Below are 25,020 nucleotides of genomic sequence, written 5' to 3' on the forward strand. Positions count from 1 at the left end.
TTACCTCGTCTTTCTGCCATGGCTCTACCGGTGAGCCGGTGTCGGGTCCAACAACGTTGTGCCGTCTGAGGATTTGGCGGGCGGGACGTAACGCCGGGTCTCCTTGAGACGCTTGCGGGCGGCGCGACGGTAGCCGTAGTAGTCCGAGATGTGCGCCGTGCTGCCGTACAACCAATCCAGCGGCTCTCGCATGTTGTCGACGTAGCCGATCGAATACGCACCGCGCTGGTAGCCCATCAACCGGAGTAGCCCCTCCGGCAGCGTGCGGGCGATCTCGGGCGGGCAGGCGAGGTATTGGTTCTCCTCCTGCCGCAGCCATCCGAGCGAATAGCCGATGTTCATGCCGATCCGGCAGCGGTCGGTGGTGTTGGCGCCGCCGCCGTGAAACACCGAACCGGTGTACAGCAAGACCGAACCCTTGGTCATGACGGCAGGCGATGACAGCGCCGGGTCAACGTCATCGGGATCGTCTTCCCAGCGGTGGCTGCCCACCACCATCCGGGTCGCGCCCATCTCTTCGGTGAAGTCGGTGACCGCCCACATCGCGGCGACTTCGGCTTCGAATCCCCTGGGGAACTGGTAGCGGTCGAACGACCACTGGTCCCGGTGGATCATCTGCGCGGGCTCGCCCGCTCCGATCGTCACGAGCTGGGTCAGGTCGATCTGGAAGGTGCTGGCATGGTCGCCCAGCACCAGATCGAGGGTGTCGATGATGACCGGGTCGGTGATCAGCGAACGTGCGGTTGGCGAACGCGCGATGAGGGCACCGGTTCGCTGCGTGGCAGCCCCGAGGAACTCGGTGTTACCTCCGCCGGTGGCGAGCAGATACGGCTCGACTTCGGCCAGCACCCGGTCCATGGTCTCGGCGGGAGCGAGGCCGGTGATGACCACGCACCCGTCTTCGCGGAGCACCTCGGCCAGCTCTGCCGACGACGTAGCCGAACCGACCGAACGTACAGCTTTTGGCATGGCGCGTACTGTACGGGATCATATCTCTAGTTTTCAATTACTTTTAGTCGGTAATTTGGAGGCTTTCATGACTGGAAGGGCGGCATCAGATGCATTCGTTTCGATTCGGCGTTCACGCCTCGATCGCGCCAACCATGGCCACCTGGCGGGATCAGGCCCGGAAGGCAGAGGATCTCGGCTACTCCACCCTGTACGTGGCCGACCACCTCGGTGCCCAATTCGGACCACTGGTAGCCACGACCGTCGCCGCCGAAGCCACCTCGACGCTCAACGTAGGAACCGTGGTGCTCAACAACGACCTGCGCAATCCGGTGGTGCTGGCCAAGGAGATCGCCACCCTCGGGCTTGCGGCCGAGGGCCGGGTCGAGGTGGGTTTCGGCGCGGGCTGGCTACCGAGCGACTACGCGCAAGCGGGCATTGAATTCGACGGGGCCGGTGTCCGCGTCGATCGACTGGCCGAGAGCCTCGACGTGATGACGGCGCTGTGGACCACGGGTGAAGCCACCTCGACCGGCTCGCACTACACGCTGCAAGGTGCCCGGTGCGAGCCTCGCCCCGAGTCGCCGCCGCGAGTGATCGTCGGAGGCGGAAGCAGGCGAGTCCTGTCCGTCGCCGCACGACACGCGGACATCGTGGGCGTCAACACCAACCTGGCCCGCGGCCTGAACGCGGGCGAGCTGACCGGCCAAGCCGGCGTCGACCACTATGACCGCTGCCTCGGCTGGATCCGAGACGCCGCACCCGACCGGTTCGACTCGATCGAATTGCAGCTGATGGCCTTCGCCACCAAAGTCGTCGGCAGCAGTCGAGCCGCTGCGCGCACCGCGACCATGCTCGGCCTCGCCGGGGACGACGCGCTCGATCTCCCGATCGTGCTGATCGGCACCGTCGACGAGCTGTGTGATCGGCTGCAGGATTACCGCAAGCGCTGGGGATTTTCCAACATCGTCATCTCGGGCGACGCGATGGAGACGTTTGCACCGGTGGTAGCGCGGCTGGCTGGAACGTAAGTCGTTAAGAAACTAAATGTTATACTTTAGGTTGTATAACGTACGTTTAGTATGTATTCTCCTCTTTCAGCGGGTGCTCGGTATCTCGCCGTCCGCTTCTAGCACGAGGAGCACATGTCGATGGTGGCGCAGGACCCCGGACCGCCAGGTGCACACCTGACACTGCCTGCACGCCCGATCGAGGTGGCTATCGTCGGGCTGGGGTCCTGGGGTTTGTGCGTCATGGAGCGGACCGTCGATCGGGCCCGGCGGACGGGCAAGCCGGTGCGGTTGCATGTGATCGAGCCCGCCCAGCTCGGCGGCGGGGTGTACTCGGCCGAGCAGCCCGACTACCTGATCCTCAACAACGCGTGCGGCCAGCTGTCGCTCTACGCCGCACCCGATGGCGACGATCCGCCGCCATACGCGGTCGGACTGCACCAGTGGGCCATGGTCAGCGGCTACCGGTGGGTGGGTCACGAGTGCCGGATCGGCGCAGGCGGTGACCCCGTCCGGCCTACCGACTACCTGCCGCGGCGCCTGATGGGCGAGTACCTGGTCTGGTTCTACGACTCACTGGTGGACTACGCTCCGCCGAACCTGGAGATCGTCCGGCACTATGCCGCGGCCGTCGACATCTCACCGGCCCTCGGTGGGCGCGAGGCGGTGCTGCTCGACAACGACCTGACCCTCACGGTCGACCACGTGGTCCTGACCTCCGGGCATACCTTCAACGACGAGCCCGTCGCCGACGGCGTGCACTACCGGCGCGCCTATCCGATCGAGAGCCTCGAGCAGAGCGTTCCGCCCGGATCGTCGGTGGCCGTCGCGGGCATGGGCTTGGTCGGCTTCGACGTTCTCACCGCGCTCACCATCGGACGCGGTGGCACCTTCGAACGGCGCGGCGACGACCGGTTGCGGTATGTGCCGTCCGGTCGTGAGCCGGCCATCGTCCTCTATTCCCGCTCGGGCGCCCCCTACTGCGCCAAGTCCGCGAGCGGCATCGACCCCTACGGCCAGTACCAGCCGGTGGTATGTACCGCCGACGAGTTCGCGGCGCTGACGCATCCCGGCGAGTCGGGGGCGCGCCGGCACGTCGACTTCCGCTCCGAATTGCTGCCGCTGCTCTTCGCGGAAATGCAGGCGCGCTATTACCTGCAGGCGGCGTTGCTGGCCGACGGCGAGGCTGAGGCCGCCGAGGTTCGGCTGGCGCTGCGGCAGGGCTGGCTCGACGGGCACTACGAGAAAGTCATCGACGCTCTCGAACCGCACTACGGGCGCTTCGATCCGGCCGCCCACCTGTTCGCCGGCTCGGACCGCACGTTCACCTCGTCGATCGACTACCAGGCCCAGACCTACGAGATGATCGAGACCGATCTCGCCGAGGCCTTGCATCCGGGCGGCAGCCCGGTCAAGGCGGCGCAGGAGGTGCTGCGCATCCTGCGCGACCAACTGCGTTCGGTCATCGAGTTCGGCGGCCTGTCTGTCGACTCCTACATCGAGTTCCAGGCCGGGGTTCGGGGTCGCATCAACCGGCTCGAGGCGGGCGTGCCACCCATGCGCTCCCAGCAGTTGCTGGCACTTCTCGACGCCGGGGTGGTGCGCATTCCGGTCGGCCCGAACCCCGACGTGGACGCCAACCGGGACGGAATTCGGCTTCGCTCAACCGCTTTCGACGAACCGGCCGAAGTCGCCGTCGATGCCGTGATACGCGGCTATCTCGACATGCCGTCGCTGGCCCGGTCGGGATCGCCGTTGCTCAAGCGCCTGTACGCCAAGGGCAGGCTCACCCAGTTCAGCTACGGTGACACCCCGGTCGGCAGCGTCGCCATCAACGAACAATTCCACCCGTACGACTCCGAGGGACGGTTACAGGCCAACCTCTCCGTGCTCGGCGTGCTCACCGAAGGAGTGCGCTACTTCACCCACTACCTGCCGTCGCCGCGCAGCCGCCTGCGGGCCGTCTACGACGCCCAGGACTGCATCGAAGCCGTGATCGGTTGAGCGATGCCGGACTCCACACGATCTCGTCCACTGGTAGCGATCGGCTATGGGCCGCGCTGCGTTCCCGTGATGCAATTGGCCGCGGCGGCCGCCGGCTTCTGCGACCTACTCTGGCTGGTCGACACCTCGGTGCCCGGCATCCGCGAGATGACCGATCTGCTGCACCGATTCGGAGCCGTCGTCGACCTCGACGGCATGACCGTCGAGCAGGCCGTGAAGACGCTGGGTGACTGGGAGCCCGCCGGCATCACCACTTTTCTCGACGCCGGCATGGTCGAACTCGCTTGCATTGCCGAAGGATTGGGCCTGCCGTTTCACAGCCCGGAGGCCGCCGCCGCCCTCACCGACAAGGCCCGCCAACGCCGCGCCCTGGGCAACGCCGGTCTCGCTATGCCCGCATGTCACCTCGTCCGCCCGTATCAATCCGGGCGCGACCTCGGGGCGGTCGAGGCGGAGGTCGGGTGGCCCGCCGTGCTCAAACCTCGCTCGGCGCAAGGGAGCCGATCCACCTTCCTGGTCCGCGACGCGGCCGAACTCGAGCAACTGCTGGACGCGCTGGGCCCACGACGGCCCAGCATGGTGCTGGAGGGCTATCTGCCCGACGACCCCGCCCGGGCGGGCGGGCCCTACGCCGGCTACGTCTCGGTCGAGAGTGTGGTGGCCGATGGCGTGATCAGCCACCTGGCCCTGACCGGACGCTTCCCGCCGGCCGGAAACTTCCGTGAGACAGGCTTTTTCATACCCGCGGCCCTCGACGATGAGACCCGCTCGGCGGTCCTGGACCTGACCAGCCGCGCGATCAGCGCCCTCGATGTCCGCACCGGCTGCCTGCACACCGAGGTCAAGTTCACCCCGGACGGTCCGCGCATCATCGAGGTCAACGGACGGCTCGGCGGCGGTGTACCCGAGATGCTGGAACGGGCGGCCGGTATCAGCCTGCTCGATCTCGCCCTGCGAGTGGCGTTGGGCGAGCCGGTCTTCCTCGACGGACCAGTGCCCACCACCCGGATCGGGTATCGCTTCTTCCTCCAGCCGCCGACCGTCTCGGCCACGGTGACCGCTATCGACGGGATCACCGATTTCAGTGACCGCGCCGAGGTGGACACAGTGAGCGTCCACCAGGCGCCGGGTGCGGCCCTCGACTGGCGTGACGGCTCCGGCAACCACATCGTCGCGGTGGTGGGCTCGACCGACGACGAACAGCAGTTGCAGGCGGCCTACCGACTCCTGCACCAGGAGGTCACTGTCACCTACACCGACGTGAGGCACTGAGCGATGAGCGTGCGTCTGGCGGGGCTACCGGACCGCAGCGAAGGCCCGGTCCGGTGGCGGTGCGCGTTGGTCAACAACATGCCCGACGCCGCCTTCGGCGCCACCGAGCGACAGTTCGTCGGCCTCATCGAGGCCGGGTCGGGCGGCCGAACCGTCGAAATCACCCGCCACACGATGCCCGGGGTGCCACGCAGCGCACGGGTTCGCGACCGCATTGCCGCCGGATACTGTTCTCTCGACGACCTTTACGTCAATCCCCCCGACCTGCTGGTGGTGACCGGCTCGAACCCGATCGAGTCCCGCATCGAGGACGAGGCCTACTGGTCTGATCTGCACGGCCTGCTGAAATGGGGAAGCGACCACGTGCCGGCCATGCTGCTGTCCTGCCTGTCGGCTCATGCCGGCCTCGCCGTGTTCGACGGAGTCGAACGAACCACGCTGGCAGCCAAGTGCACCGGCGTCTTCGCGCAGGACGTCGACCTGACCCACCCACTGGCGGCGCGGTTTCACACTCCTGTGCTCCTGCCCCACTCGCGGCTCAACACCGTGCCGTTGGATGCCGTGCGCGCCGCCGGATATCAAGTGCTCTTGCAGTCGGCAGCGGTCGGATGGAGCGTGGCCAGCAAGACGGTGGGTCAGTCGATGGTTGTGCTGATGCAGTCCCACCCGGAGTACGACCCCACCAGCCTGGTGCGCGAGTACGCCCGCGATCTACGCCGCTACGTATATCGCGAACGTGACGAACTACCTTGTCTGCCAACCAATTGCGTAATCGGGACGGATTGGGACAGGCTCCACCGGCTGCACACGCGAGTGCTGGGCGGCGAACGCGACCCCGCCGTGGTGGCCGGGTTCCCCTTCGACGAAGTCGGTGGCCGCGCCGCTTGGCCGTGGCGTGGCGCCGCCCTGCGGCTGTACGCCAACCTGTTGGCCGCCATTCCGGACAGGAGCGGGTGACCCATGCACGACGAGACCATCGCCATCCACGGCGGTTACACCTCCGACGGGACGCGTGCCGTGGCCGTGCCCATTTACCAGACAGTGGCCCACGACTTCGTCAGCGCCGAGCACGCCGGTGCCGTCCTCGACTTGGAGACGCCCGGGTTCCACTACAACCGGCTCAACAACCCGACGTTGGACGTTCTGGAGCAACGGATCTGCGCGCTGGAAGGCGGCACCGCGGCCTTGGCCGTCGCGTCGGGAATGGCCGCGGTCAGCTACGCGATCCTGACCGTGGCGAGCGCCGGCTCGAACATCGTGGTGGCACCCCAGCTGTACGGGGCGACGTTCACCTACTTCGCCCACGTGCTGCCCACCCTCGGCATCGAGGCCCGCTTCGCCGTCGACGACCGGCCCGAATCGATCGCTCCCCTGATCGACGAGAACACCCGTGCCGTCTTCTGCGAGACGATCGGCAACCCCGCCGGCAATATCGTTGACCTCGAGGCGGTTTCGACGATCGCCCACGCGGCGGGCGTACCGCTGATCGTCGACAACACGGTGGCCACGCCGCTGATGCTCAAGCCGCTCCAGCACGGCGCCGACGTGGTGGTGCATTCGCTGACCAAGTTCGTCGGCGGCCACGGCACCACGCTGGGCGGGGCGATCATCGACGGCGGCCGGTTCCCGTGGGCCGACCACCCCGACCGCTTTCCGATGTTCACCACACCCGAGCCCGCCTTCCACGGCGTCGTGTTCGCCCACGATTTTCCCGACCGGCCGTTTGTGGTGCGGGCCCGCTCGACTCAATTGCGCAACAGCGGCGCCACGTTGTCACCGTTCAACGCGTTCCTGCTCCTGCAGGGTCTCGAGACCATGGCCCTGCGGCTGGAGCGGCACGAATCCAACTCCCGCGCGGTGGCCGCCTACCTGGCCGCCGACCCCCGGGTCGGCTGGGTGAGCTTCGCCGGATTTCCCGAACACCCGTACCACCACCTGGTCGAGCGTTACCTGCACGGGCGGGTGCCGTCGATCATCACATTCGGCGTCGACGGCGGCTACGACGCGGGCCTGGCGTTCTTCGACGCGCTGCAGCTGATCAAGCGACTGCTCAACCTCGGCGATGCGAAGACCCTTGCCATTCACCCGGCGTCGACCACCCACCGCCAGCTGACCGGTGACGAACTGACCAAGGCCGGCATCCGCCCGGAAACGATTCGGCTGTCGATCGGGATCGAACACATCGACGACATCATCGACGACATCGACCAGGCGCTGGCCAAAGCGGTGGCGGGGCTGACGGGTTGAGCCATGACCGAAGACGACGTGCTCAGCGCGGTGTTGCATCACGCCGATCGAGCCCCTGACCACCCGGCCGTCAAGGACCTGGACCGAGCGCTGACCCGCGGCGAATTGCGTGACGCGGCAGGAAGACTCGCCGCCGGTCTGCGGGCGAACGGTGTCACGCCCGGTGATCGGGTGGCTCTGTCGATCGGAAACTCGGTCGATTTCGTCGTGGCGGCGCTCGGTTGCCTGTGGGCTGGGGCCACGTTCGTTCCGCTGGCGATCACCGATCCCGAGGCCCGGCGCGCACAGATCGTCGACGACTGTCGCCCCGCCCTGGTGGTCGATGCGCACTCACTGCGGGCGTTGAGCGCGACGGACGAGCCCACCCCCTCGCCCGTCACCGGCCCGATCTCCTACGTCATCTACACCTCGGGGACCACCGGTAAGCCCAAGGGCGTACAGATCCCCCCATCGGCCTTCGGTGTCGCGGTGCAGGCCTGTGCCGATGCGATGGGCCTGACCGCGGACGACCGGTACCTGTGCGTGTCGCCAGTGCATTTCGACGGGTCGTTCTCCGCTGTCTTCCCACCGCTCATGCGCGGCGCTGCACTGGTGATCCCCGACCGGGAGGCGCTGCTGTTCCCCCGCCGGTTCTTCTCGATCGTCGCCGGTGAGGCGATCACCGCGAGCAGCTTCTCGCCCAGCTACCTGCGATTGTTGCGGTCCAGCGGCCGGCTGGCCACGCTGGCCGACACGTCGTTGCGGGTGGTGGCCCTCGGCGGCGAGGCGCCGTCCAGCGCCGACATCAGAGCGGTGTGGGCGGCCAGTCCGGGGCTGCGGGTGGTGAACCGGTACGGGCCCACCGAGACGACCATCGCCGTCGCCCATCTGGAGCTGACCCCCGAGATGCTCGACGCCGGGCCCGTTCCGCTCGGCCGACCGCATTACGGAAGCTCGTTTCACCTCGTCGACGAGGACGGCACCCTGGTGGATCGTCCCGGCGCGGTCGGCGAGCTGTACGTCGGCGGACACCAATTGATGGCCGGCTACGTCGACGACCCGGTGCAGACCGCGCGGGTGCTGCGCACCGACGTCATTCCCGGGTCGACCGTCTACCGCACCGGTGACCTGGTCGCGCGCGATCAACGGGGTAACTACGTGTACGTCGGGCGCTGCGACCGCGTCATCAAGCGACATGGGGTGCGGACGTCGCTGGTCGAGCTCACCGAGACACTCGGCAGCATCGACGGGGTCGCATCGGCGGCGTGCACGACCTTCGACCTGCAGGGCGCTCTCGGGGTCGTTGCCTTCGTGGTGCCCGATGGCGACCTGACACCGCTCGCGTTAAGGCAGGCCGCCGGCGAACTTCTCCCGGACACGATGCTGCCCGACCAATTCGTCGTGGTGGCCGACTTGCCGCTGACCTCGTCCAGCAAGGTCGACGAGCGACGACTGCTGGCCGACGCGGGCCTGTCTCCGCCCACCCAAGCGGCGTGAAATCACCGAAAGGAAACGAACGTTGACGAGCTACGAGCAGCTGGTTCGACGCCAGCGCGCGCAGTTGCAGGACGAGTACATCAAAGGCGTGCGCCGGTTGCGTTGGAGCGCAGAGCGTCTCGCCGCCGAGCGGGAACGGCGCCTTCGCGACCTGCTCGTGCACGCCGCCGAGCATTCGCCGTTCTGGCGCGACCGCTTGGCCGGCCATGACGTGGCGGCGTTCACCGAAGCCGACCTTCCGTCGCTGCCGGTGCTGGGCAAGGCCGAGATGATGGCGGAGTTCGACCGGCTCGTCACCGTGCCCGGGCTGACGCTCGACCGGGTTCGCCACCACGTCGACGAGTTGAGCGGCGACGGTTACCTGGACGACGAATTCCGGGCCATCGTCACGTCGGGATACACCGAAAAGCCGTCGTACCACGTCTACGGCTGGGACTCGTTCGTCACCTTCGTGATGCAGGGCTCGCGGTGGACCGGACGGCGCGGCGAAGACCCCGACGCGGTGCTGGCGCAGTGCTTCAGCGGCAGTCCCAAGCATGAGTCGGGAATCTTCTACGCGTTCAGCACTTTCGAGAGCGGTGGTCCGAGCTCGCACTGCTTCGACGCCACGTTGCCGTTGCACGAGATCATCGACGGCCTCAACAATGCGCAGCCCGCGGTGACGGCCCTGCAAGGATGGCCGAGCCTGATCCGCGAGCTGGCCCTGGAAGCGGTCGCCGGGCGACTCACGATCACACCGACGTGGGTCAGCATCGCCGGCGAGGTGTGCACTGCGCCTGTGCGAGAGGCGGTTCGGACCGCGTGGGGCATCGAGGCGTCGGAGTTCTGGGGCTGCTCGGAGGGCACGTACGCGTTCCCGTGCGGCGTCGGAGAGGGGATGCACGTCGCCGACGACCTGGTGATCCTCGAGCCGGTGGATGCCGACGGCAACCCGGTCCCCTTCGGCCAGCCGGCGGAGCGGATGCTGCTGACCAATCTGTTCAACCTGACGCAGCCGCTGATCCGCTATGACATGGCCGACGCGGTGACGATGACCGACGACCCGTGCCCGTGCGGTTGCGCCCATCGCCGCATCACGTCGGTCAACGGCCGGATCAACGGAGCCTTCGAGGACGGCGATGTCCGGGTGCCGCGCGTTGCGTTGGAGCAGGCGGTGCTGGCCACGCCCGGCGTCGCCAACTTCTTCGTGGGCAAGACGGCGCGTGGAGTCGACGTCTCGGTGGTCACCGACGGTTCGGCCGACCTGCACAAGTTATGTGCCGAACTGGCCGGCGTGGTCCGCGGGCACGGCGGCCGGGAGTGGGACGTCGTGGTGCGGGAGGTTGACGCGATCGAGCGACTGACGCGAGGAAAGTGCCGGCAGTTCGACGCCGGGGCCTAAGCCTGCTGAGCGCGCCCGAAGGGATTCGAACCCCTAACCTTCTGATCCGTAGTCAGATGCTCTATCCGTTGAGCTACGGGCGCCTGTGTTCAGTTGTCTAGTTGTCTAACCGTCTACTGGTCGTGCTGTTGTGCCGACCCGCTTCGCGCGGCTTCGCCGCGCTTGCGATCGCCACGTGGCGGAGGCGAGAGGATTTGAACCTCCGGTCCCCGGTAAGGGGGACAACTCATTAGCAGTGAGTCCCATTCGGCCGCTCTGGCACGCCTCCCTGGACCGTCTGAGGGTACCGGAACCGAACGCGCGCCCCGGAACCGCCGCGGAGCAGAGCGTACACGGGACAGACATATGCTGTCGAAATGACTGCTCGCCTTCGCCCTGAAATGGCCGAGCTGCCCGCGTACGTGCCGGGCAAGACGGTCCCGGGTGCGATCAAGCTGGCCAGCAACGAGACCGTTTTCGGCCCGCTGCCCAGCGTCCGCGCCGCCATCGAGCGCGCGACTGACGCCATCAACCGGTATCCGGACAACGGCTGCGTCGAGCTCAAATCCGCGCTGGCCAAGCATCTGAACTCTGGCCGGGTGGGCAGCGCGGGCGGCTGGGGACCGGAACACATCGCCGTCGGCTGCGGGTCGGTGAGCCTGTGCCAGCAGCTGGTCCAGATCACGTCCACGACCGGTGACGAGGTGCTCTTCGGCTGGCGCAGTTTCGAGATCTACCCGCTGCAGGTCCGCCTGGCAGGGGCTACGCCCGTGCAGATTCCGTTGACCGACCACACCTTCGACCTGCAGGCGATGCTCGCGTCAGTCACCGACCGCACCCGGCTGATCTTCGTCTGCAATCCCAACAACCCGACGTCAACCGTGGTGGATCCCGCGGCGCTGACCGAGTTCGTCGAGGCGGTGCCGTCGCACATCCCGATCGCGATCGACGAGGCCTACGTCGAATACATTCGCGACGGTCTGCTGCCCGACAGCCTCGCGCTGGTCCGCGAACACAGCAATGTCATTGTGCTGCGGACGTTTTCGAAGGCGTACGGCCTGGCCGGGTTGCGGATGGGCTATGCGGTCGGGCATCCCGACGTGATCACCGCATTGGACAAGGCCTACGTGCCGTTCACGGTGTCCAGCATTACGCAGGCGGCTGCGATCGCCTCGCTGGACGCCGCCGACGAGTTGTTGGCCCGGACCGACGCCGTCGTCGATGAGCGCAGGCGGGTAAGCGACGCGCTGCGCGACGCCGGATTCGACCTCCCGTTATCGCAGACCAACTTCGTGTGGCTGCCGCTGGGACCGCGGACCGCGGACTTTGTCGAGCAGGCCGCTGCCTCGCGCATCGTGGTTCGGCCATACGGCAGCGACGGCGTCCGTGTGAGCATCGGCGCGCCGCAGGAGAACGATGCGATGGTGAAGTTCGCGGAGAACTGGATCTGATCAGAGGAGATCGCGATGAGTGAAACGTTGGCGCGCAAGAAGTTCGACGAATTCAGGGGCCGCACCGAACTGATCCCCGACGCCGAGTTGGACGACTACTGGGCCAGCCTGCCGCCGGCCACCATTGAGGGCATGCTCGGCGAGTGGAAGGGCGGCGAATTCGTCACCGGTCACCGGATGAACGGTCAGCTGGAGAAGTGGCGGTGGTTCGGCAAGACGTTCAACTCAGCCTCCGACGTCCAGCCGCTGGTCTGCCTCGACGACGACGGCAACCGGTTTTCCAACGTCAAGATGGGCAAGGGCGAAGCCAGCCTGTGGCTCGAAGAATTCCGCGGCGAGGTGACCGCGACCATGGTCTACGACGGTCAGCCGGTGCACGACCACTTCAAGCAGGTCGACGACGACACCGTGATGGGAATCATGAACGGCAAGAGCGTCGTCGATAACGGCCGCTACTTCTACTTCTTCCTCGAGCGGGTCTAGCTCAACCGAGCCGGGTCGCGTCCGGTGAACGCGACCAGCCGGTCCAGGGCCTTGGCGTTGTCCGGCGTCTCGATCGCCTCGCCGAACTCGCCGTTGGCGCGCCGCTCGGGGGTGACGATCCGCTGGGCGATGCCCAACACGTAGTCGGCCAGCGCGTTGGGTACATCCGGAGGCGTCCCGGTGGCGACGGCGTAGTCCCACCCGTGCACCAACATCCCGAACGCCAGCACCCCGGCCAACGTCCGCACCGGCGTCTCGTTGCCGCGCCAGGTGACCTCGCCGTCGAGGCTGTGCCGACGGTGGAACGCATCCAGCGTCGGCCGGCCGGCCGCGATGAGCTGGCGCTCGACGGTGTCGCCGGCGTCGCGCTCCGGAAGTTCGGCGCCGAGCGCCGTTCCGATCGAGGCAATGGTGTCGACCAGGTGCTCGGTCAGCTGTGCGACGTCGAGGCCGTCGCTGCCCGTCGGACGCGACAGCTCGTCCTTGGCGATCGGGTGGACGATGTGCTGCAAAACCCCCAGCGCAGCCTCGGCGGCGCGCAGCTCGTCGGTGGGCGGTGATTCGGGTCCGGGTCTCAGGTCGGAAGCCATGCAGACCACGGTACGGTCTGCGGATGAGTGCGCCATACGAGTCCGTCGCCGTCGAGACCGCAGGCCATGTCGCGCAGGTGACATTGATCGGGCCCGGCAAGGGCAATGCAATGGGCCCGGCCTTCTGGTCGGAGCTGCCGGAGTTGTTCGCCGAACTCGACGCGGACCCCGCCGTACGGGCCATCGTGTTGACCGGCTCGGGCCGTAACTTCAGCTACGGCCTGGATCTCCCGGCGATGGGCGGGACGCTGGCGCCAGTGCTCGCCGACGGCGCGATGGCCGGCCCCCGCACCGAATTCCACCGCGAGGTGCTGCGCATGCAGGGCGCCATCAGTGCCGTCGCCGACTGCCGCACACCCACGGTCGCGGCTGTTCACGGTTGGTGCATCGGCGGTGGTGTCGACCTGATCTCCGCGGTCGACATTCGCTATGCCAGCGCCGACGCGAAGTTCTCGGTGCGCGAGGTCAAGCTCGCAATTGTCGCCGATGTCGGCAGTCTGGCTCGGCTGCCCCTGATCCTGTCCGACGGACACCTGCGTGAACTCGCGCTGACCGGCAAGGACATCGATGCGACGCGGGCCGAGAAGATCGGTTTGGTCAACGACGTGTTCGCCGACGCCGACGCCACGCTGCAGGCCGCCCACGCGACTGCCGCCGAGATCGCCGCGAATCCGCCGCTGACGGTTCGTGGCGTCAAGGATGTGCTTGACCAACAACGTATTTCGCAAGTGTCGGCCAGCCTGCGGTATGTGGCGGCATGGAACGCCGCGTTCCTGCCGTCGAAGGACCTGTCCGAGGGCATCGAGGCGACCTTCGCCAAGCGGGCGCCGCAGTTCACCGGCGAATAGCGGGATTCATCGGCGCCACAGCGGGTAACCCCGCCGCATGGCAACGTATCGAGTACTCAATCCGCATGGTGATGTCGTCGACACCAAGGACATCGAGAGCGCCGACGACGCGCACGCCTGGTTCGTCGACGCGAAAGCCGACAATTCTGAACTGGGCTGGCGGATGGAGGTCGAAGCCGACGGCGAGTGGCGGTTCTTCGACGACACCGAGGGCGATCGGGCCTGAGTTTGGCCGTGGAGCGGGTGGGCAACACGACTCGACATGGACTCTCAACGCCTTCGCCCATTGTTGACCGCCCGCGGACCGTTCGCATCGGTCTATTTCGAGGATTCCCACGACACGCCCGACGCCGAGGCTCAGCTCGAGCTGCGGTGGCGCGCGATTCGCGAGCAACTGGAGGAGCTGGGCGCCGACCAGGCGGTGACCGCCGAGATGGAACGTGCGGTGCTGGACGCCCGTCCGCCGGTCGGCCGCAGCGGGCGCGGTGTGATAGCGAGCGCCGACGGAGTCATGCTCAACGAGCACCTGATCCGGCCGACCGCAGCGCCGGTCGTCCGGCTGTCCGAGCTGCCTTATGTTGTGCCGTTGGTAGAACACGGCTTCCAGGACATGAACCACTTGCTGGTTGCCGTTGACCACACCGGCGCCGACATCACGACTCATATCAACGGAACTGAGCGCACCGAGACGGTAGACGGTGGCGGGTACCCGGTCCACAAGGCGTCGGGTGCCGAGACCTCGGGATACGGGGACCCTCAGCTCCGCACCGAGGAAGCCGCGCGCAAGAACTTACGGGCGGTGGCAACGCGGGTCGAGCAATTGCTTGGCGAGGTAGGTCCCGAGGCGGTGTTCGTCATGGGTGAGGTTCGTTCGCGCTCAGACTTTGTCGGCCTGGTGCCCTACCAAGTTCAGTCCTTGATCGACGAGTTGGAGGTCGGCGCCCGGCATGGCGGCCAGGATGCCGAGACGGTCGCACAAGCTATCCAGGCCGCGTTGCTCAAGCGCCGACTCGCGGCAATCGACGATGCGGCGCAACGGTTTAGCGCCGAGGTCGGCAGGCCGTCTGGCCTCGCGGCCGAGGGCCTCGGACCGGTGTGCTCGGGGCTGCGCCAGGGCGCCGTGGACACTTTGATCATCGGCGACATCGGCGAAGAGACAGTAGTGTCCGATGAAGAGCTCACCACTGTCGCTCCCGACGCGGATGTGTTGTCAGAGCAGGGCGCAGCCCCGGCGCGAACGTTGCGCGCCGACGAAGCGTTGCCGATGTTCGCCGTGTCGGTCGGCGCCGCGCTGATTCGCACCGACGAGCGGATAGCGCCCGCCGACGGTGTCGGCGCAGTGTTGCGATACGCACCAACCCTGCACTGACACAACGCATTACGGGATTTCGTCGTCGTCCCGGAGCAGGAGCTTCTCGGGGTGGTGGAACGTATTCGTGCGGGGCTGGCCCCGGTCGAGGTGGGGTGGTGGGATCCATTCGGTGTCGCCGCGGTGGTTTTTTCGGGTGGTCCAGCCTTGTTCGGTGAGGCCGTGGTTGGGCGGACAGGTCAGGGTCATGTGGTTGACGTCGCTGACGGGGTTGGTGCGGTAGGGGTCGTCGTGGTGGACTTCGCAGTGGTAGCCCGAGACGTCGCAGCTGGGGAAGGTGCAGCCCCGGTCGCGGGCGATCAGGACGAGTCGTTGGGCCGGTGTGGCCAGGCGTTTCGTGTGATAGAGCGCCAGGGCTTTGCCTTTGTCGAAGATGGCCAGGTAGTGATGCGCGTGTTGGGCCAGGCGGATGACATCGGACATCGGCAGCAGGGTGCCCCCGGCGGTCAAACCCCGCCCGGCGCCTTTCTCCAACTCCTGCAGTGTGGTGGTGACGATGATGCTGGTGGGTAGCCCGTTGTGTTGGCCCAGGTCGCCGGAGGCCAGCAGGGCGCGCCCGGCGGTGAGCAGGGCGTCGTGGGTGCGCTGCGACGCGCCGCGGGTGTCGCCTTGGATCGCGTCCTGCGACGGGGTGCCCGATGCGCAGGGCTCAGCGTCGGCGGGGTTGCACATGCCGGGTGCGGCGAGTTTGGCGAACACCGCATCCCAGGTGGCCCGCGCCTGGGGCGTCAAATAGCCGCTGATCTTGCTCATGCCGTCGATGTCTTGGCGGCCGATGGTGATGCCGCGGCGTGTGGCGCGGTCGATGTCGGTGAAGTCGCCGTCGGGGTTGAGGCAGTCCATCAGCCGGTCGGCGAGTTTGGCCAGTTCGTCGGGGCGGTGTTCGGTGGCGCGCTGGGCGAGTTCTTGTTCGGCGCGTGCGCGGGTGCCGACATCGACGAAGTCGGGGATGCGTTGCCAAAACGAGCGGATCACCGCGACATGCCCGGCGCCCAGCTCCCCGGCGCGTTGGGCGGCAGCGGTCGCGGGCAACACCGGCGCCAACACCTCACCGTTCAAGGCCCGTCGCTGGCCGAGGTCGGCGGCTTCGTGGATACGGCGGGAGGCCTCTGAACGGCTGATCCGGAGCCGGTCGGCCAGCACCGCGGGTAGTTTCCCACCCAGCACCGCCTGGTCTTCGTGGCCCAGCTCGTTGATCAGCTCGTGTTCGACCGCGGGCAGCTGGCGGCGGAACACTTCGAAGCTTTCCAGGACGTTGAGCCGCTCCGGGGTGGTCAACGCGTCGAACCCGAGGTCCAAGGTGCGTTTCATGACAGCGCGCAGCGCGTCGAGACCCTCGACGACATCCTCACGACTACTCGCACGCATGTTCGAATTGTAACGACGGGGGGCGACTAGAACACCTCGCAAGATGGCAATTGTGGATAACCGTCCAACTGTGGATAACTCCGACCGAATGTCGCCACGTACCCTCGCGGCATGAACGACTCACAGGGCCGAATCCAGGTCCCGGACGACCTCGACGCCGTCACCGCAGTGGGTGCCGAGGACCATTCCGACATCGACCCGCGCGCCGTCGAGCGCATTTGGCAGGCTGCCCGTTACTGGTACCAGGCCGGCATGCACCCCGCGATCCAGGTCTGCCTGCGGCACAACGGCAAGGTCGTGCTCAATAGAGCAATCGGACACGGCTGGGGCAACGCCCCCACCGACCCACCGGACGCCGAGAAGATTCCGGTCAGGACCGATACGCCGTTCTGCGTCTATTCGTCAGCCAAGGCGATCACCGCAACCGTCGTGCACATGCTCGTCGAGCGCGGCCAACTCTCCCTCGATGCCCCTGTCTGCCAGTACATCCCGACCTACACCAGCCACGGCAAGGACCGGACCACCGTCCGCCACGTGATGACGCACAGCGCCGGGGTGCCGTTTCCGACCGGACCCAAGCCGGACCTCAAGCGGGCCGACGACCACGAATACGCGCAGGAACAACTCGGCAAGCTACGGCCGCTCTACCGTCCCGGCCTGGTGCACATCTATCACGCTCTGACTTGGGGCCCCCTGATGCGCGAGATTGTCTACGCTGCGGCCGGCAAGGACATCCGCGAAGTGCTGGGCACTGAAATCTTGGATCCGCTGGGCTTTCGGTGGACCAATTTCGGTGTGGCGGAACGAGATATCCCCTTGGTCGCGCCGAGCGTGCCGACCGGCCCACAGCTACCGGCGCCGCTGGCGACGGCGTTTCGCAAGGCTATCGGCGGCACGCTTTACGAGACCATCCCGATCACTAACACACCGCTGTTTCTCAAGACCGTCGTCCCGTCGTCGAACACCATCTCCAACGCCGACGAGATGTCGCGATTCGCCGAGATATGGCGTCGCGGAGGGGAACTCGACGGTGTCCGCGTGATGAGCCCGGAAACGCTGCGCCAAGCGGCGAAGCAAGCCCGCCGACTGCGACCGGACGTCGCTACGGGTCTGCTCCCGGCGCGCTGGGGTACTGGTTTCCAGCTCGGCACAAAGAGATTCGGGCCGTTCGGCCGCAACGCACCGCACGCGTTCGGCCATCTAGGTTTGGTCAACTGCGCGATCTGGAACGATCCCGAACGCGGGCTGGCCGCCGGAGTCGTGAGTAGCGGTAAGCCCGGCCGCGACCCGGAAGTCAAGCGCTACACCGCGTTGATGGATCGCATTGCCGCTGAGATACCGCGCGTTGGGTAAACCTGCGTCATAGTTGAGCGGTGCAGCCGCAGTATCCACCGAACCCGTACTACCCGGGGTACCCGCCACCGGGCCCACCGAGGCGACATTCCGTCGTGGACGTCACCCTGACGGTGGTCCTCGGCATACTCGCCGGTTTGGGCGCGTTGGGCGGGGTGTCGTTTTCGTTCTTGTTCGTGATGGCCACCGACTCGTGCGGGTCTCACGCCTGCAACTACGACGCGCTCAACGCCGCCTACATCGTGACGTGGGGTGGAATCGGCGTCGCCATCCTGGTCGGGGCGGTAGGAATCATCGCGGCGGCGGTCCGCAATCACTTGATGTGGATCTGGCCGGCCATCTCATTGCTGCTCATCGGCGTCTCCGTCGGCATCGGTGTACATCTGGCCGACCTGACCATGCACGGTAACTAGGTGGTCACAGGCCGTTGAGCGTGAAGATTACTTGGATTGCCACCGCAAGGATCACGGTGCCGAACAGGTACGACACCAGCGCGTGCTGCAAGACCGCGACCCGGATGGTGCGCTTCTGCAGCGGTGTGTCCGTCACTCCATAGCTGACGGCAACCGTGAAAGCGATGTAAGAAAAATCCGCGAAAGTCGGCTTCTCGTCGTCGTTGAAGTCGATGCCACCGACCGGTTCGGCGTAGTAAAGAATGGCGTAGCGCAACGTGTAGACAGCGTGCACTACCAACCACGACGCGATGACGCTGGAAAAGCCAATGGCTGCCGCGATGGTGGCGTCCGGGCCTTTGCCGCTTCCGGCGGCCAGCAGTCGGGCGACGCCGCCGAGGCTCGCGATGCTCGCGATAACCACCAGCAGGTCGGCGGGACCTCGACCCGGATGCCGTTGCTGCACAATGACTTCGATGGCCGCAGCACTCATCTTGGCGATACTCAGCCATACCCAGATGAGATATACCGCCGCTGTGGCGATCCAGCCCGCTGCGAAGGAAAACCGCCAGCCCGCGGTCGACCCGACGGCAGCTCCGGCGGCAAGTCCTGTCCCCGCGGCTATTCCGATGTGCACCAAGCGTGAGAGATCCTGGCGCAGGATCGACGGAACTCGCATGACGCTATGCGTAGTCCAGGCAGTCCGCTCCCGCAAGCGTTCGCACGGCGGCCCTGTTGCTACAAAGGTGGAACCCCACCGTGGGCAATCGAGTGGCCCAGGCCGTCCAGTTCACGGTGTCTCGCGCCGTAGGAGACACTCGATAACGCCGGAGATTGCTCCGACGCCCCGAAGCGGGCAAATACGTAACCGAGTGTGGGGCGTCGGGACGGCTCAGCGCACCCACTTGCCGTCGAGCAAGTGAAGTCCCAGATCCTGGAGGCTCCGACACACTACGATGCCTTTGTGGTCTACCCCTTGCTCCAGGTGATGCCGGTGCCCTGGGCGCAGCCGAAGGACATCTCGCACGCCACGGTCCGCCTCGCCTCCGATGAATCGCATTGCGTCACTGGACTGCAAATGGTCATCGACAGCGGTGCCGCCGAAAATGGGGATTAACGCCCCCGATGACCATGGAACCCGATGAGGCGGTGCGAGGCTGGCTGGAGAGCCACATCGGACCCGTCCAGACCTTCGAACGCCAACCACGTTGGCGCCCAGCCTGGTTCGCCGACGTCGAACGCGACAACACAACCGTGCGGCTTTATGTGCGTGGAGACCGCGAAGGCATGGAGTTCGCGTTGTCCACCTTTCGCGAAGCAGATGTCCTCGAGGCCCTGGAGAAACAAGGAATCCCAGTTCCACACATCTACGGTCGGATCGACGCACCACCGGCCATCGTGATGGATCGACTGCCCGGCGCCACCAATCTGTCGAACTCGAAGAGTGCAACGGAGCGTAGCTCGGTCCTCGATGAATACATGGAAATACTGGCGCGGATCCATCAGCTGGATCCGAATGAATTCTTGGCTGTCGGGCTCAAACGGCCGAAAGATCCTCAGCAGCATGCGTTGTCGAGCTTCGAAGAGTCCGTGTCGCGGTACCGGTCCGCTAAAAGCCGACCGGAGCCTTTTCTGGAGTTCGGCATCGGGTGGGTTCGCCGCCATGTTCCCGCGCATCGGTTCGACCCTCGTTTCCTACTGGGCGATCCCGGACAGTTCATGTTCGCCGATGGTCGCGTGACTGGGCTGCTCGACGTCGAGCTGGCCTACCTCGGCGACATCTCTCACGATCTGGCAGGACTGCGCCTGCGTAACATCTCTGAGCCGTTCGGCGACTTGGAGCGCGCGTTTCGGCGCTATGAGGAGGTCTGCGGCGTACCACTGGACTTGCCGGTGGTCGAGTTTCACACCGCGCAGTTCTCGCTTACGACGCCTCTTTCGTTGGTCATGATCCTGCACAACCCTTTTCCGATGAGCGACTTGCTGCAGTATTTCGAGTGGTTCCAGCAATGCTCGCTCAACGCAGTCGAAGCAATGGCCGCGGTCGAGGGCGTCACCCTCGACGACTACCGACTCCCGCCAACCGCAGATGTCCGCCAGGGGGGCCTACTCGACGCGTTGGCACCTGTCATCGAGGAGCTGGCGGCCGAGACCGACATTGACCGATTCCGTCGGCGTCAGACGGCACAGACCGCGCGCTACGTCGCCGAGGTCTGCCGGCACGGTCCCGCGATCGAAGCCGAAGACCTCGACGATCTCGAGCGTCTGCTCGGTTGCCGATGCGCCGACTGGCGCACGGGCGATGAGGCCCTCGAGGCATTCGTGCTGGGCGCGCCCGAAGACATGGACGCCGATCTGATTCGGCTCTTCCATCGCCGCATCATGCGGCAGATGCGTTTGCTGGAACCAGTTCTCAATCGCAGCGGCGGAGTGCAGCCGCTGATCCCCTTGGCGCAGCTACTAGGCCGCTGAAATCTCTGGGCCGCACCGGTCACGGCGAACCCCGCCGGAGCCAGCGTGACGCCTCATGAGCTGCGCTAACGCTCTCCCTCACAATGGCGGTGGCGGAGGTGTGTGAGTTCACGACATAGGTGACAGATGAGTCGCGTCATGGGTTACACCTGCGATGTCCGGTGATGAGTCGCGTCATAGGTGACAGTCATGGCTCATGTCGAAAGCGAGTGTGGTCGTGTTGGAAGTCGTCAGCGGAAACCTCACCGTCACCGCGGCTGCTTCGGCTTACGGGCTGTCGCGGCAACATATCTATCGGCTGCTCAAGCGTTATCAGCTCGGCGGTTTGGAAGCGGTTGAGCCGCGGTCGCGACGCCCTGCCAGCAACCCCCGGGCGGTCTCGGATGAGGTCATCGCCGCGATCGTGCTGCTACGGGAAAAGCTCGTCGCCGAGGGCCTCGACGCCGGTCCGGTCACGTTGCAGCACCATCTGGCCCAGCAAGGGTTGCCGGTGCCGGCGGTCTCCACGATCCGGCGCATCTTGGGCCATCACGGCTTGATCGTCCCGGCACCCCGTAAACGCCCGAAAAGCTCCTATCGCCGTTTCGCCGCCGAGCAACCCAACGAATGCTGGCAATCCGATTTCACCCACTGGAGGTTGGCCGACGGCAGCGACATCGAGATCCTCAACTGGCTCGACGACCACTCCCGATACCTGCTGTACTGCACCGCCTATCGCCGCGTCGCCGGTCCCGATATCGTCGCCAGCTTCACCGCCACCGCCGCCACCCACGGACTACCGGCCTCCACACTGACCGACAACGGCTCGGTCTACACCTCCCGATTCACCCACGGCCACAACGACTTCGAGCGCCTTCTCAACAGCCTGGGCATCACCCAGAAAAACGGTCACCCCGGACACCCCCAAACCCAAGGCAAAATCGAACGCTTCCACCAAACCCTCAAACGCTGGCTGTCCGCCCGGCCCCGACCCGCCACCATCGCCGCCGCCCAAATCCTGCTCAACGACTTCACCACGATCTACAACACCGAACGCACCCACCGAGCCCTACCACCAGCCACCACCCCAGCCCAGGCCTACACCGCCCGCCCCAAAGCCGGCCCCACCCACACCAGCGGCCGACACTTCCGCATCCGCCGCGACACCGTCGACCAATTCGGCAAACTCACCCTGCGCCACGGCAGCCGCCTGCACCACCTCGGCGTCGGCCGCATCCACGCCGGCACCTCAGTCCTGATCCTGGTGACCACCACCACCGTCACCGTCATCAGCAAAACCAGCCACCACGTCCTAAGCAGCCACCACATCAACGCCGACACAAACTACTGGCGCAACCAAAACAAAAACCCCGGCCGATGGCCGGGGAATCTGTAACCCATGACGCGACTCATCTGTCACCTATGACTCGACTCATCACATGGCGGTGGCGGAGGGATTTGAACCCCCGGACGGTTTTAGCCGTCTCTCGCTTTCAAGGCGAGTGCATTAGGCCGCTCTGCCACGCCACCGCGGACAAGGGTAGCGGCTGGCTTGATGAGTCCGCCCAGGGCTTCGGGCCGGACCTAGTCGGCACTCTTCAGCGCGGCACTGATCCGCCGACAATTCTCGCCGAGCGCGACGACCTGCGACCGTGACAGCGGATCAAGGAAGTGCATCCGGATGCTTTCGGCGTACGTCGTCATCGCCTCGCGAGCTACCGCACGACCCTTGTCGGTGATCGCCGCGACGACCCCACGCCGGTCGTCAGGGGTGGTCTCGCGGCGTACCAACCCCTGCGCCTCGAGACGGCGAACCTGGCGGGTGAGCCGACTGGGCAGCGATGCCAGCGCCTCGGCGAGGTCGCCCATCCGCGCGCATCCCGTCGGCGAATGAACGAGCATGTCGAGCACCCTTACGTCGAACAGCGACAGCTGATGGACCTCCGTGAGCCGACGGTTGAGCACCGCGTACAACCGCAGCGTCGAATCCAGGAAGTTCTGCCACGACTTCTGCTCAGCGATATCCAGCCCGGGCATCTCGCTGGCTGTCCGGCCGGCAATGAGGGCGGCCATCACGTCATGCTATGCGAGACATCGCCTTTGGAATAGGGGCTAGTAGCGTGACGGGCATGCACGCCATCGTCGCCGAATCCGCCGACACACTTCGCTGGCAGGAAGTCCCCGACGTCACCGCAGGCCCCGACGAGGTGCTGGTCAAGGTCACCGCCGCGGGAGTCAACCGGGCCGACCTGCTGCAAGCGGCCGGGCTGTACCCACCGCCGCCCGGCGCCAGCGAGCTGCTCGGCATGGAGGTCTCCGGCGTCGTTGAGAGCGTCGGCGACGAGGTGGCCGACTGGTCGCCCGGCCAAGAGGTCTGCGCTTTGCTCTCCGGCGGCGGCTACGCCGAATACGTAGCGGTCCCGGCCGGGCAGTTGCTGCCTCATCCCGCCGGCCTCGACCTGGTCGATTCCGCCGGTGTGCCGGAAGTGGCGTGCACGGTTTGGTCGAACCTGGTGATGACGGCCCACCTCGACGAGGGCCAGCTGCTGCTCATGCACGGCGGCGCGAGCGGAGTGGGCAGCCACGCCATTCAGGTCGCTCACGCGCTGGGCGCACGGGTAGCCGTCACCGCAGGCTCGGCGGCCAAGCTCGAGGCGTGCCGCGAACTCGGCGCCGAAATCCTGATCAACTACCGCGACGAGGATTTCGTCGCAGCGTTGAAAGAGGCCACCGACGGCCACGGCGCCGACGTCATCTTCGACATCATGGGCGCGTCCTACCTCGACCGGAACATCGACGCGCTGGCCACCGAAGGGCGGCTGGTCATCATCGGCATGCAGGGCGGCGTCAAGGGCGAACTGAACATCGGCAAGCTGCTGGGCAAGCGGGCGCACGTCATCGGCACCACCCTGCGGGCGCGGCCGACCACCGGCCCGAACAGCAAGAGCGAGATCGTCGCAGCGGTGACCGAGTCGGTATGGCCGATGATCGCCGACGGCCGTGTCCGCCCGATCATCGGTGCGCGCGTACCGATCCAGGACGCCGGCGAGGCGCATCGCATGCTGTCCGCAGGCGAGGTGACCGGAAAGATCGTGCTGACGGTCTGACCGCCCGGCCTGCCGGGCGTGGGGTTGCAAACGCCCGGCCAGCCGGGCGTTCGGCGAACGTCTCAGCCGAGCGAGGCGAGCGCACGCACCAACTGGTCGACCTCGGCCATCGTCGAATAATGCGCGAGGCCAACGGTCACCGCGCCACCGACGTCGTTCACGCCGATCACGTCCAGCACCCGAGAATTCGCATTGGCGATGGCCAGAATCCCGTTGTCGGCCAGCCGCTGCACCACCCGCTCGGCCGGCACGTCGTGCACGGCAAAACTGACCACCGGGATCGGCGACTCGGGCCGCGCAATCACGACCACCCGAGACAACGACCGCAGCGAGCCCATCAGGTACTCGAAGATCCCGTCCATGTACGTCGTCGCGGACTGAATCGAGGTGGACAGGCGTTCGCGCCGAGTCCCGCGAGCCGACTCGTCGAGCGAGGCGAGGTACTCGATGCTGGCGACGAACCCGCCGAGTAACCCGTACTGATGCACGCCGACCTCGAGGCGTGCAGGTCCGGTGGCATACGGGTTGGTCGACACCGAAGTGAAGGTGTTGATCATCGCTGCATCGCGGAACACCAGCGCGCCGACTGGCGGACCGCCCCAGCTGACCGCGTTGATCGCCACCACGTCGGCGTCAATCTCGTCGATGTCGATCAACCGGTACGGCGCGGCAGCGGAGTGGTCGACGACCACGAACCCGCCGACGTCGTGGACCAGCTTTGTCACGGGCCGCAGATCGGTGACGGTGCCCAGCGTCCCTGACGCCGAACTCACCGCGACCAGACGCGTCGCCTGACTGATCAGCCCTTCCCACTGCCAGGACGGCAGGTCGCCGGTTTCGATGTCGACCTCGGCCCATTTGACCTTGGCGCCGAACCGATTGGCGGCGCGCAGCCAGGGCGCGATGTTGGCCTCGTCGTCGAGCCGGGTGACGACCATTTCATAACCGAGCCCGGCGCGAGTCGACGAAGCGTCGGCCAGCGATGCCAGCAACACCGCGCGATCGGAGCCCAGCACCACGCCCCGCGGATCCGCGTTGACCAGGTCCGCGGCCGCCTGACGGGCCGCTTCGAGCACGGCCGCGCTGCGCTTGGCCGACGGATGGGGGCCGGCGGTGCTGGGGAACGATCCGCGGAAGGCCGTCGACACAGTGGTAGCCACCGAGTCGGGGATCAGCATCCCGGACGGGGCGTCGAAGTGCACCCAACCGTCCCCGAGTGACGGGTGTAACCCACGCACTCGGGCGACGTCGTATGCCATACCAGCCACCTTAGAGCCCTGCACAATAAGAG

At 66.4% G+C, this 25,020-nt stretch carries 24 protein-coding genes and 3 tRNA genes; 18 read left to right on the forward strand and 9 right to left on the reverse strand.

The annotated features are described in order from the left end of the window. Positions 1-24 precede the first annotated feature (24 nt). Positions 25-969, reverse strand: coding sequence for a phytanoyl-CoA dioxygenase family protein (locus MKK62_RS07580; protein ID WP_240261651.1), 945 nt, complete (start codon positions 967-969; stop codon positions 25-27). 89 nt (positions 970-1,058) lie between these two features. Here MKK62_RS07580 and MKK62_RS07585 point away from each other — a divergent pair, with 89 nt between their 5' ends. From MKK62_RS07585 to MKK62_RS07615, 7 genes are all read left to right on the forward strand, one after another. Further along, complete coding sequence (locus MKK62_RS07585; RefSeq protein ID WP_240261650.1) at positions 1,059-1,979, forward strand: TIGR03621 family F420-dependent LLM class oxidoreductase; 921 nt, start codon at positions 1,059-1,061, stop codon at positions 1,977-1,979. Positions 1,980-2,099: 120 nt separating this feature from the next. Further along, on the forward strand, positions 2,100-3,962 hold the full coding sequence (locus MKK62_RS07590) for an FAD/NAD(P)-binding protein (RefSeq protein ID WP_240261649.1): 1,863 nt from the start codon (positions 2,100-2,102) through the stop codon (positions 3,960-3,962). A gap of 3 nt (positions 3,963-3,965) precedes the next feature. Next, a complete protein-coding gene (locus tag MKK62_RS07595; RefSeq protein ID WP_240261648.1) occupies positions 3,966-5,234 on the forward strand; it encodes an ATP-grasp domain-containing protein in 1,269 nt (422 codons plus the stop codon). A 3-nt stretch (positions 5,235-5,237) separates the two neighbouring features. Continuing rightward, on the forward strand, positions 5,238-6,191 hold the full coding sequence (locus tag MKK62_RS07600) for a homoserine O-acetyltransferase/O-succinyltransferase family protein (RefSeq protein ID WP_240261647.1): 954 nt from the start codon (positions 5,238-5,240) through the stop codon (positions 6,189-6,191). Between the two features lie 3 nt (positions 6,192-6,194). Further along, positions 6,195-7,481 (forward strand): O-acetylhomoserine aminocarboxypropyltransferase/cysteine synthase family protein, encoded by a 1,287-nt coding sequence (locus MKK62_RS07605; RefSeq protein ID WP_240261646.1) that lies wholly within the window; start codon positions 6,195-6,197, stop codon positions 7,479-7,481. A 3-nt stretch (positions 7,482-7,484) separates the two neighbouring features. Continuing rightward, positions 7,485-8,957 carry an amino acid adenylation domain-containing protein gene (locus MKK62_RS07610; protein ID WP_240261645.1) on the forward strand — a complete coding sequence of 491 codons (1,473 nt, stop codon included), beginning with the start codon at positions 7,485-7,487 and terminating at the stop codon, positions 8,955-8,957. Positions 8,958-8,979: 22 nt separating this feature from the next. Then, positions 8,980-10,338, forward strand: coding sequence for a phenylacetate--CoA ligase family protein (locus MKK62_RS07615; RefSeq protein ID WP_240261644.1), 1,359 nt, complete (start codon positions 8,980-8,982; stop codon positions 10,336-10,338). Between the two features lie 10 nt (positions 10,339-10,348). Here MKK62_RS07615 and MKK62_RS07620 read toward each other — a convergent pair. Both MKK62_RS07620 and MKK62_RS07625 read right to left on the reverse strand, forming a co-directional pair. Further along, positions 10,349-10,421 (reverse strand) — tRNA-Arg (locus MKK62_RS07620). Positions 10,422-10,514: 93 nt separating this feature from the next. Continuing rightward, positions 10,515-10,606 (reverse strand) — tRNA-Ser (locus MKK62_RS07625). An 88-nt stretch (positions 10,607-10,694) separates the two neighbouring features. Here MKK62_RS07625 and MKK62_RS07630 point away from each other — a divergent pair. Together MKK62_RS07630 and MKK62_RS07635 are read left to right on the forward strand one after the other, a co-directional pair. Then, positions 10,695-11,768, forward strand: coding sequence for a pyridoxal phosphate-dependent aminotransferase (locus MKK62_RS07630; RefSeq protein ID WP_240261643.1), 1,074 nt, complete (start codon positions 10,695-10,697; stop codon positions 11,766-11,768). 15 nt (positions 11,769-11,783) lie between these two features. Then, complete coding sequence (locus MKK62_RS07635; protein WP_240261642.1) at positions 11,784-12,251, forward strand: DUF4334 domain-containing protein; 468 nt, start codon at positions 11,784-11,786, stop codon at positions 12,249-12,251. Here MKK62_RS07635 and MKK62_RS07640 read toward each other — a convergent pair. Then, positions 12,248-12,841 (reverse strand): TIGR03086 family metal-binding protein, encoded by a 594-nt coding sequence (locus MKK62_RS07640; protein WP_240261641.1) that lies wholly within the window; start codon positions 12,839-12,841, stop codon positions 12,248-12,250. The two genes, MKK62_RS07635 and MKK62_RS07640, sit on opposite strands and share 4 nt — an antisense overlap. A 23-nt stretch (positions 12,842-12,864) precedes the next feature. Between MKK62_RS07640 and MKK62_RS07645 the strand changes: the two genes are divergently transcribed. The 3 genes from MKK62_RS07645 to MKK62_RS07655 are packed head-to-tail and all read left to right on the forward strand — an operon-like array spanning position 12,865 to position 15,058. Continuing rightward, positions 12,865-13,689: a crotonase/enoyl-CoA hydratase family protein gene (locus MKK62_RS07645; protein ID WP_240261640.1), complete on the forward strand. Its 825-nt coding sequence runs from the start codon at positions 12,865-12,867 to the stop codon at positions 13,687-13,689. Positions 13,690-13,726: 37 nt separating this feature from the next. Then, complete coding sequence (locus MKK62_RS07650) at positions 13,727-13,915, forward strand: hypothetical protein (RefSeq protein ID WP_240261639.1); 189 nt, start codon at positions 13,727-13,729, stop codon at positions 13,913-13,915. Between the two features lie 36 nt (positions 13,916-13,951). Next, positions 13,952-15,058: an Rv2629 family ribosome hibernation factor gene (locus tag MKK62_RS07655; protein ID WP_240261638.1), complete on the forward strand. Its 1,107-nt coding sequence runs from the start codon at positions 13,952-13,954 to the stop codon at positions 15,056-15,058. Positions 15,059-15,067: 9 nt separating this feature from the next. Here MKK62_RS07655 and MKK62_RS07660 read toward each other — a convergent pair whose 3' ends face one another. Beyond that, entirely contained in the window at positions 15,068-16,426 is a 1,359-nt protein-coding gene (locus MKK62_RS07660; protein WP_240261637.1) for an HNH endonuclease signature motif containing protein, read from the reverse strand. A 111-nt stretch (positions 16,427-16,537) separates the two neighbouring features. Between MKK62_RS07660 and lipE the strand changes: the two genes are divergently transcribed. After that, positions 16,538-17,779, forward strand: a complete 1,242-nt coding sequence (lipE, locus tag MKK62_RS07665) for a lipase LipE (protein ID WP_240261636.1) — start codon at positions 16,538-16,540, stop codon at positions 17,777-17,779. Between the two features lie 95 nt (positions 17,780-17,874). Continuing rightward, complete coding sequence (locus MKK62_RS07670) at positions 17,875-18,192, forward strand: hypothetical protein (RefSeq protein WP_240261635.1); 318 nt, start codon at positions 17,875-17,877, stop codon at positions 18,190-18,192. Between the two features lie 4 nt (positions 18,193-18,196). Here MKK62_RS07670 and MKK62_RS07675 read toward each other — a convergent pair whose 3' ends face one another. Then, a complete protein-coding gene (locus MKK62_RS07675; protein ID WP_240261634.1) occupies positions 18,197-18,850 on the reverse strand; it encodes a DUF1345 domain-containing protein in 654 nt (217 codons plus the stop codon). A 240-nt stretch (positions 18,851-19,090) separates the two neighbouring features. Here MKK62_RS07675 and MKK62_RS07680 point away from each other — a divergent pair, with 240 nt between their 5' ends. The 3 genes from MKK62_RS07680 (at position 19,091) to MKK62_RS07690 (ending at position 22,018) form a co-directional block, all read left to right on the forward strand. After that, a complete protein-coding gene (locus tag MKK62_RS07680) occupies positions 19,091-19,288 on the forward strand; it encodes a hypothetical protein (RefSeq protein WP_240261633.1) in 198 nt (65 codons plus the stop codon). An 8-nt stretch (positions 19,289-19,296) separates the two neighbouring features. Beyond that, a complete protein-coding gene (locus tag MKK62_RS07685) occupies positions 19,297-20,643 on the forward strand; it encodes a phosphotransferase (RefSeq protein WP_240261632.1) in 1,347 nt (448 codons plus the stop codon). Between the two features lie 196 nt (positions 20,644-20,839). Further along, positions 20,840-22,018, forward strand: coding sequence for an IS481 family transposase (locus MKK62_RS07690; RefSeq protein WP_240261631.1), 1,179 nt, complete (start codon positions 20,840-20,842; stop codon positions 22,016-22,018). A 44-nt stretch (positions 22,019-22,062) separates the two neighbouring features. On the opposite strand, the gene MKK62_RS07695 is transcribed toward MKK62_RS07690, so the two are convergent. Both MKK62_RS07695 and MKK62_RS07700 read right to left on the reverse strand, forming a co-directional pair. Continuing rightward, positions 22,063-22,152 (reverse strand) — tRNA-Ser (locus MKK62_RS07695). 54 nt (positions 22,153-22,206) lie between these two features. Continuing rightward, positions 22,207-22,695: a MarR family winged helix-turn-helix transcriptional regulator gene (locus tag MKK62_RS07700; RefSeq protein WP_240261630.1), complete on the reverse strand. Its 489-nt coding sequence runs from the start codon at positions 22,693-22,695 to the stop codon at positions 22,207-22,209. 56 nt (positions 22,696-22,751) lie between these two features. Between MKK62_RS07700 and MKK62_RS07705 the strand changes: the two genes are divergently transcribed. Further along, entirely contained in the window at positions 22,752-23,729 is a 978-nt protein-coding gene (locus MKK62_RS07705; protein WP_240261629.1) for an NAD(P)H-quinone oxidoreductase, read from the forward strand. Positions 23,730-23,791: 62 nt separating this feature from the next. On the opposite strand, the gene MKK62_RS07710 is transcribed toward MKK62_RS07705, so the two are convergent. After that, positions 23,792-24,988, reverse strand: a complete 1,197-nt coding sequence (locus MKK62_RS07710; RefSeq protein ID WP_240261628.1) for a cysteine desulfurase-like protein — start codon at positions 24,986-24,988, stop codon at positions 23,792-23,794. Between the last annotated feature and the right edge of the window lie 32 nt (positions 24,989-25,020).

The sequence above is a fragment of the Mycobacterium paraterrae genome (assembly GCF_022430545.2).
In the GTDB taxonomy this organism is placed as follows: domain Bacteria; phylum Actinomycetota; class Actinomycetes; order Mycobacteriales; family Mycobacteriaceae; genus Mycobacterium; species Mycobacterium paraterrae.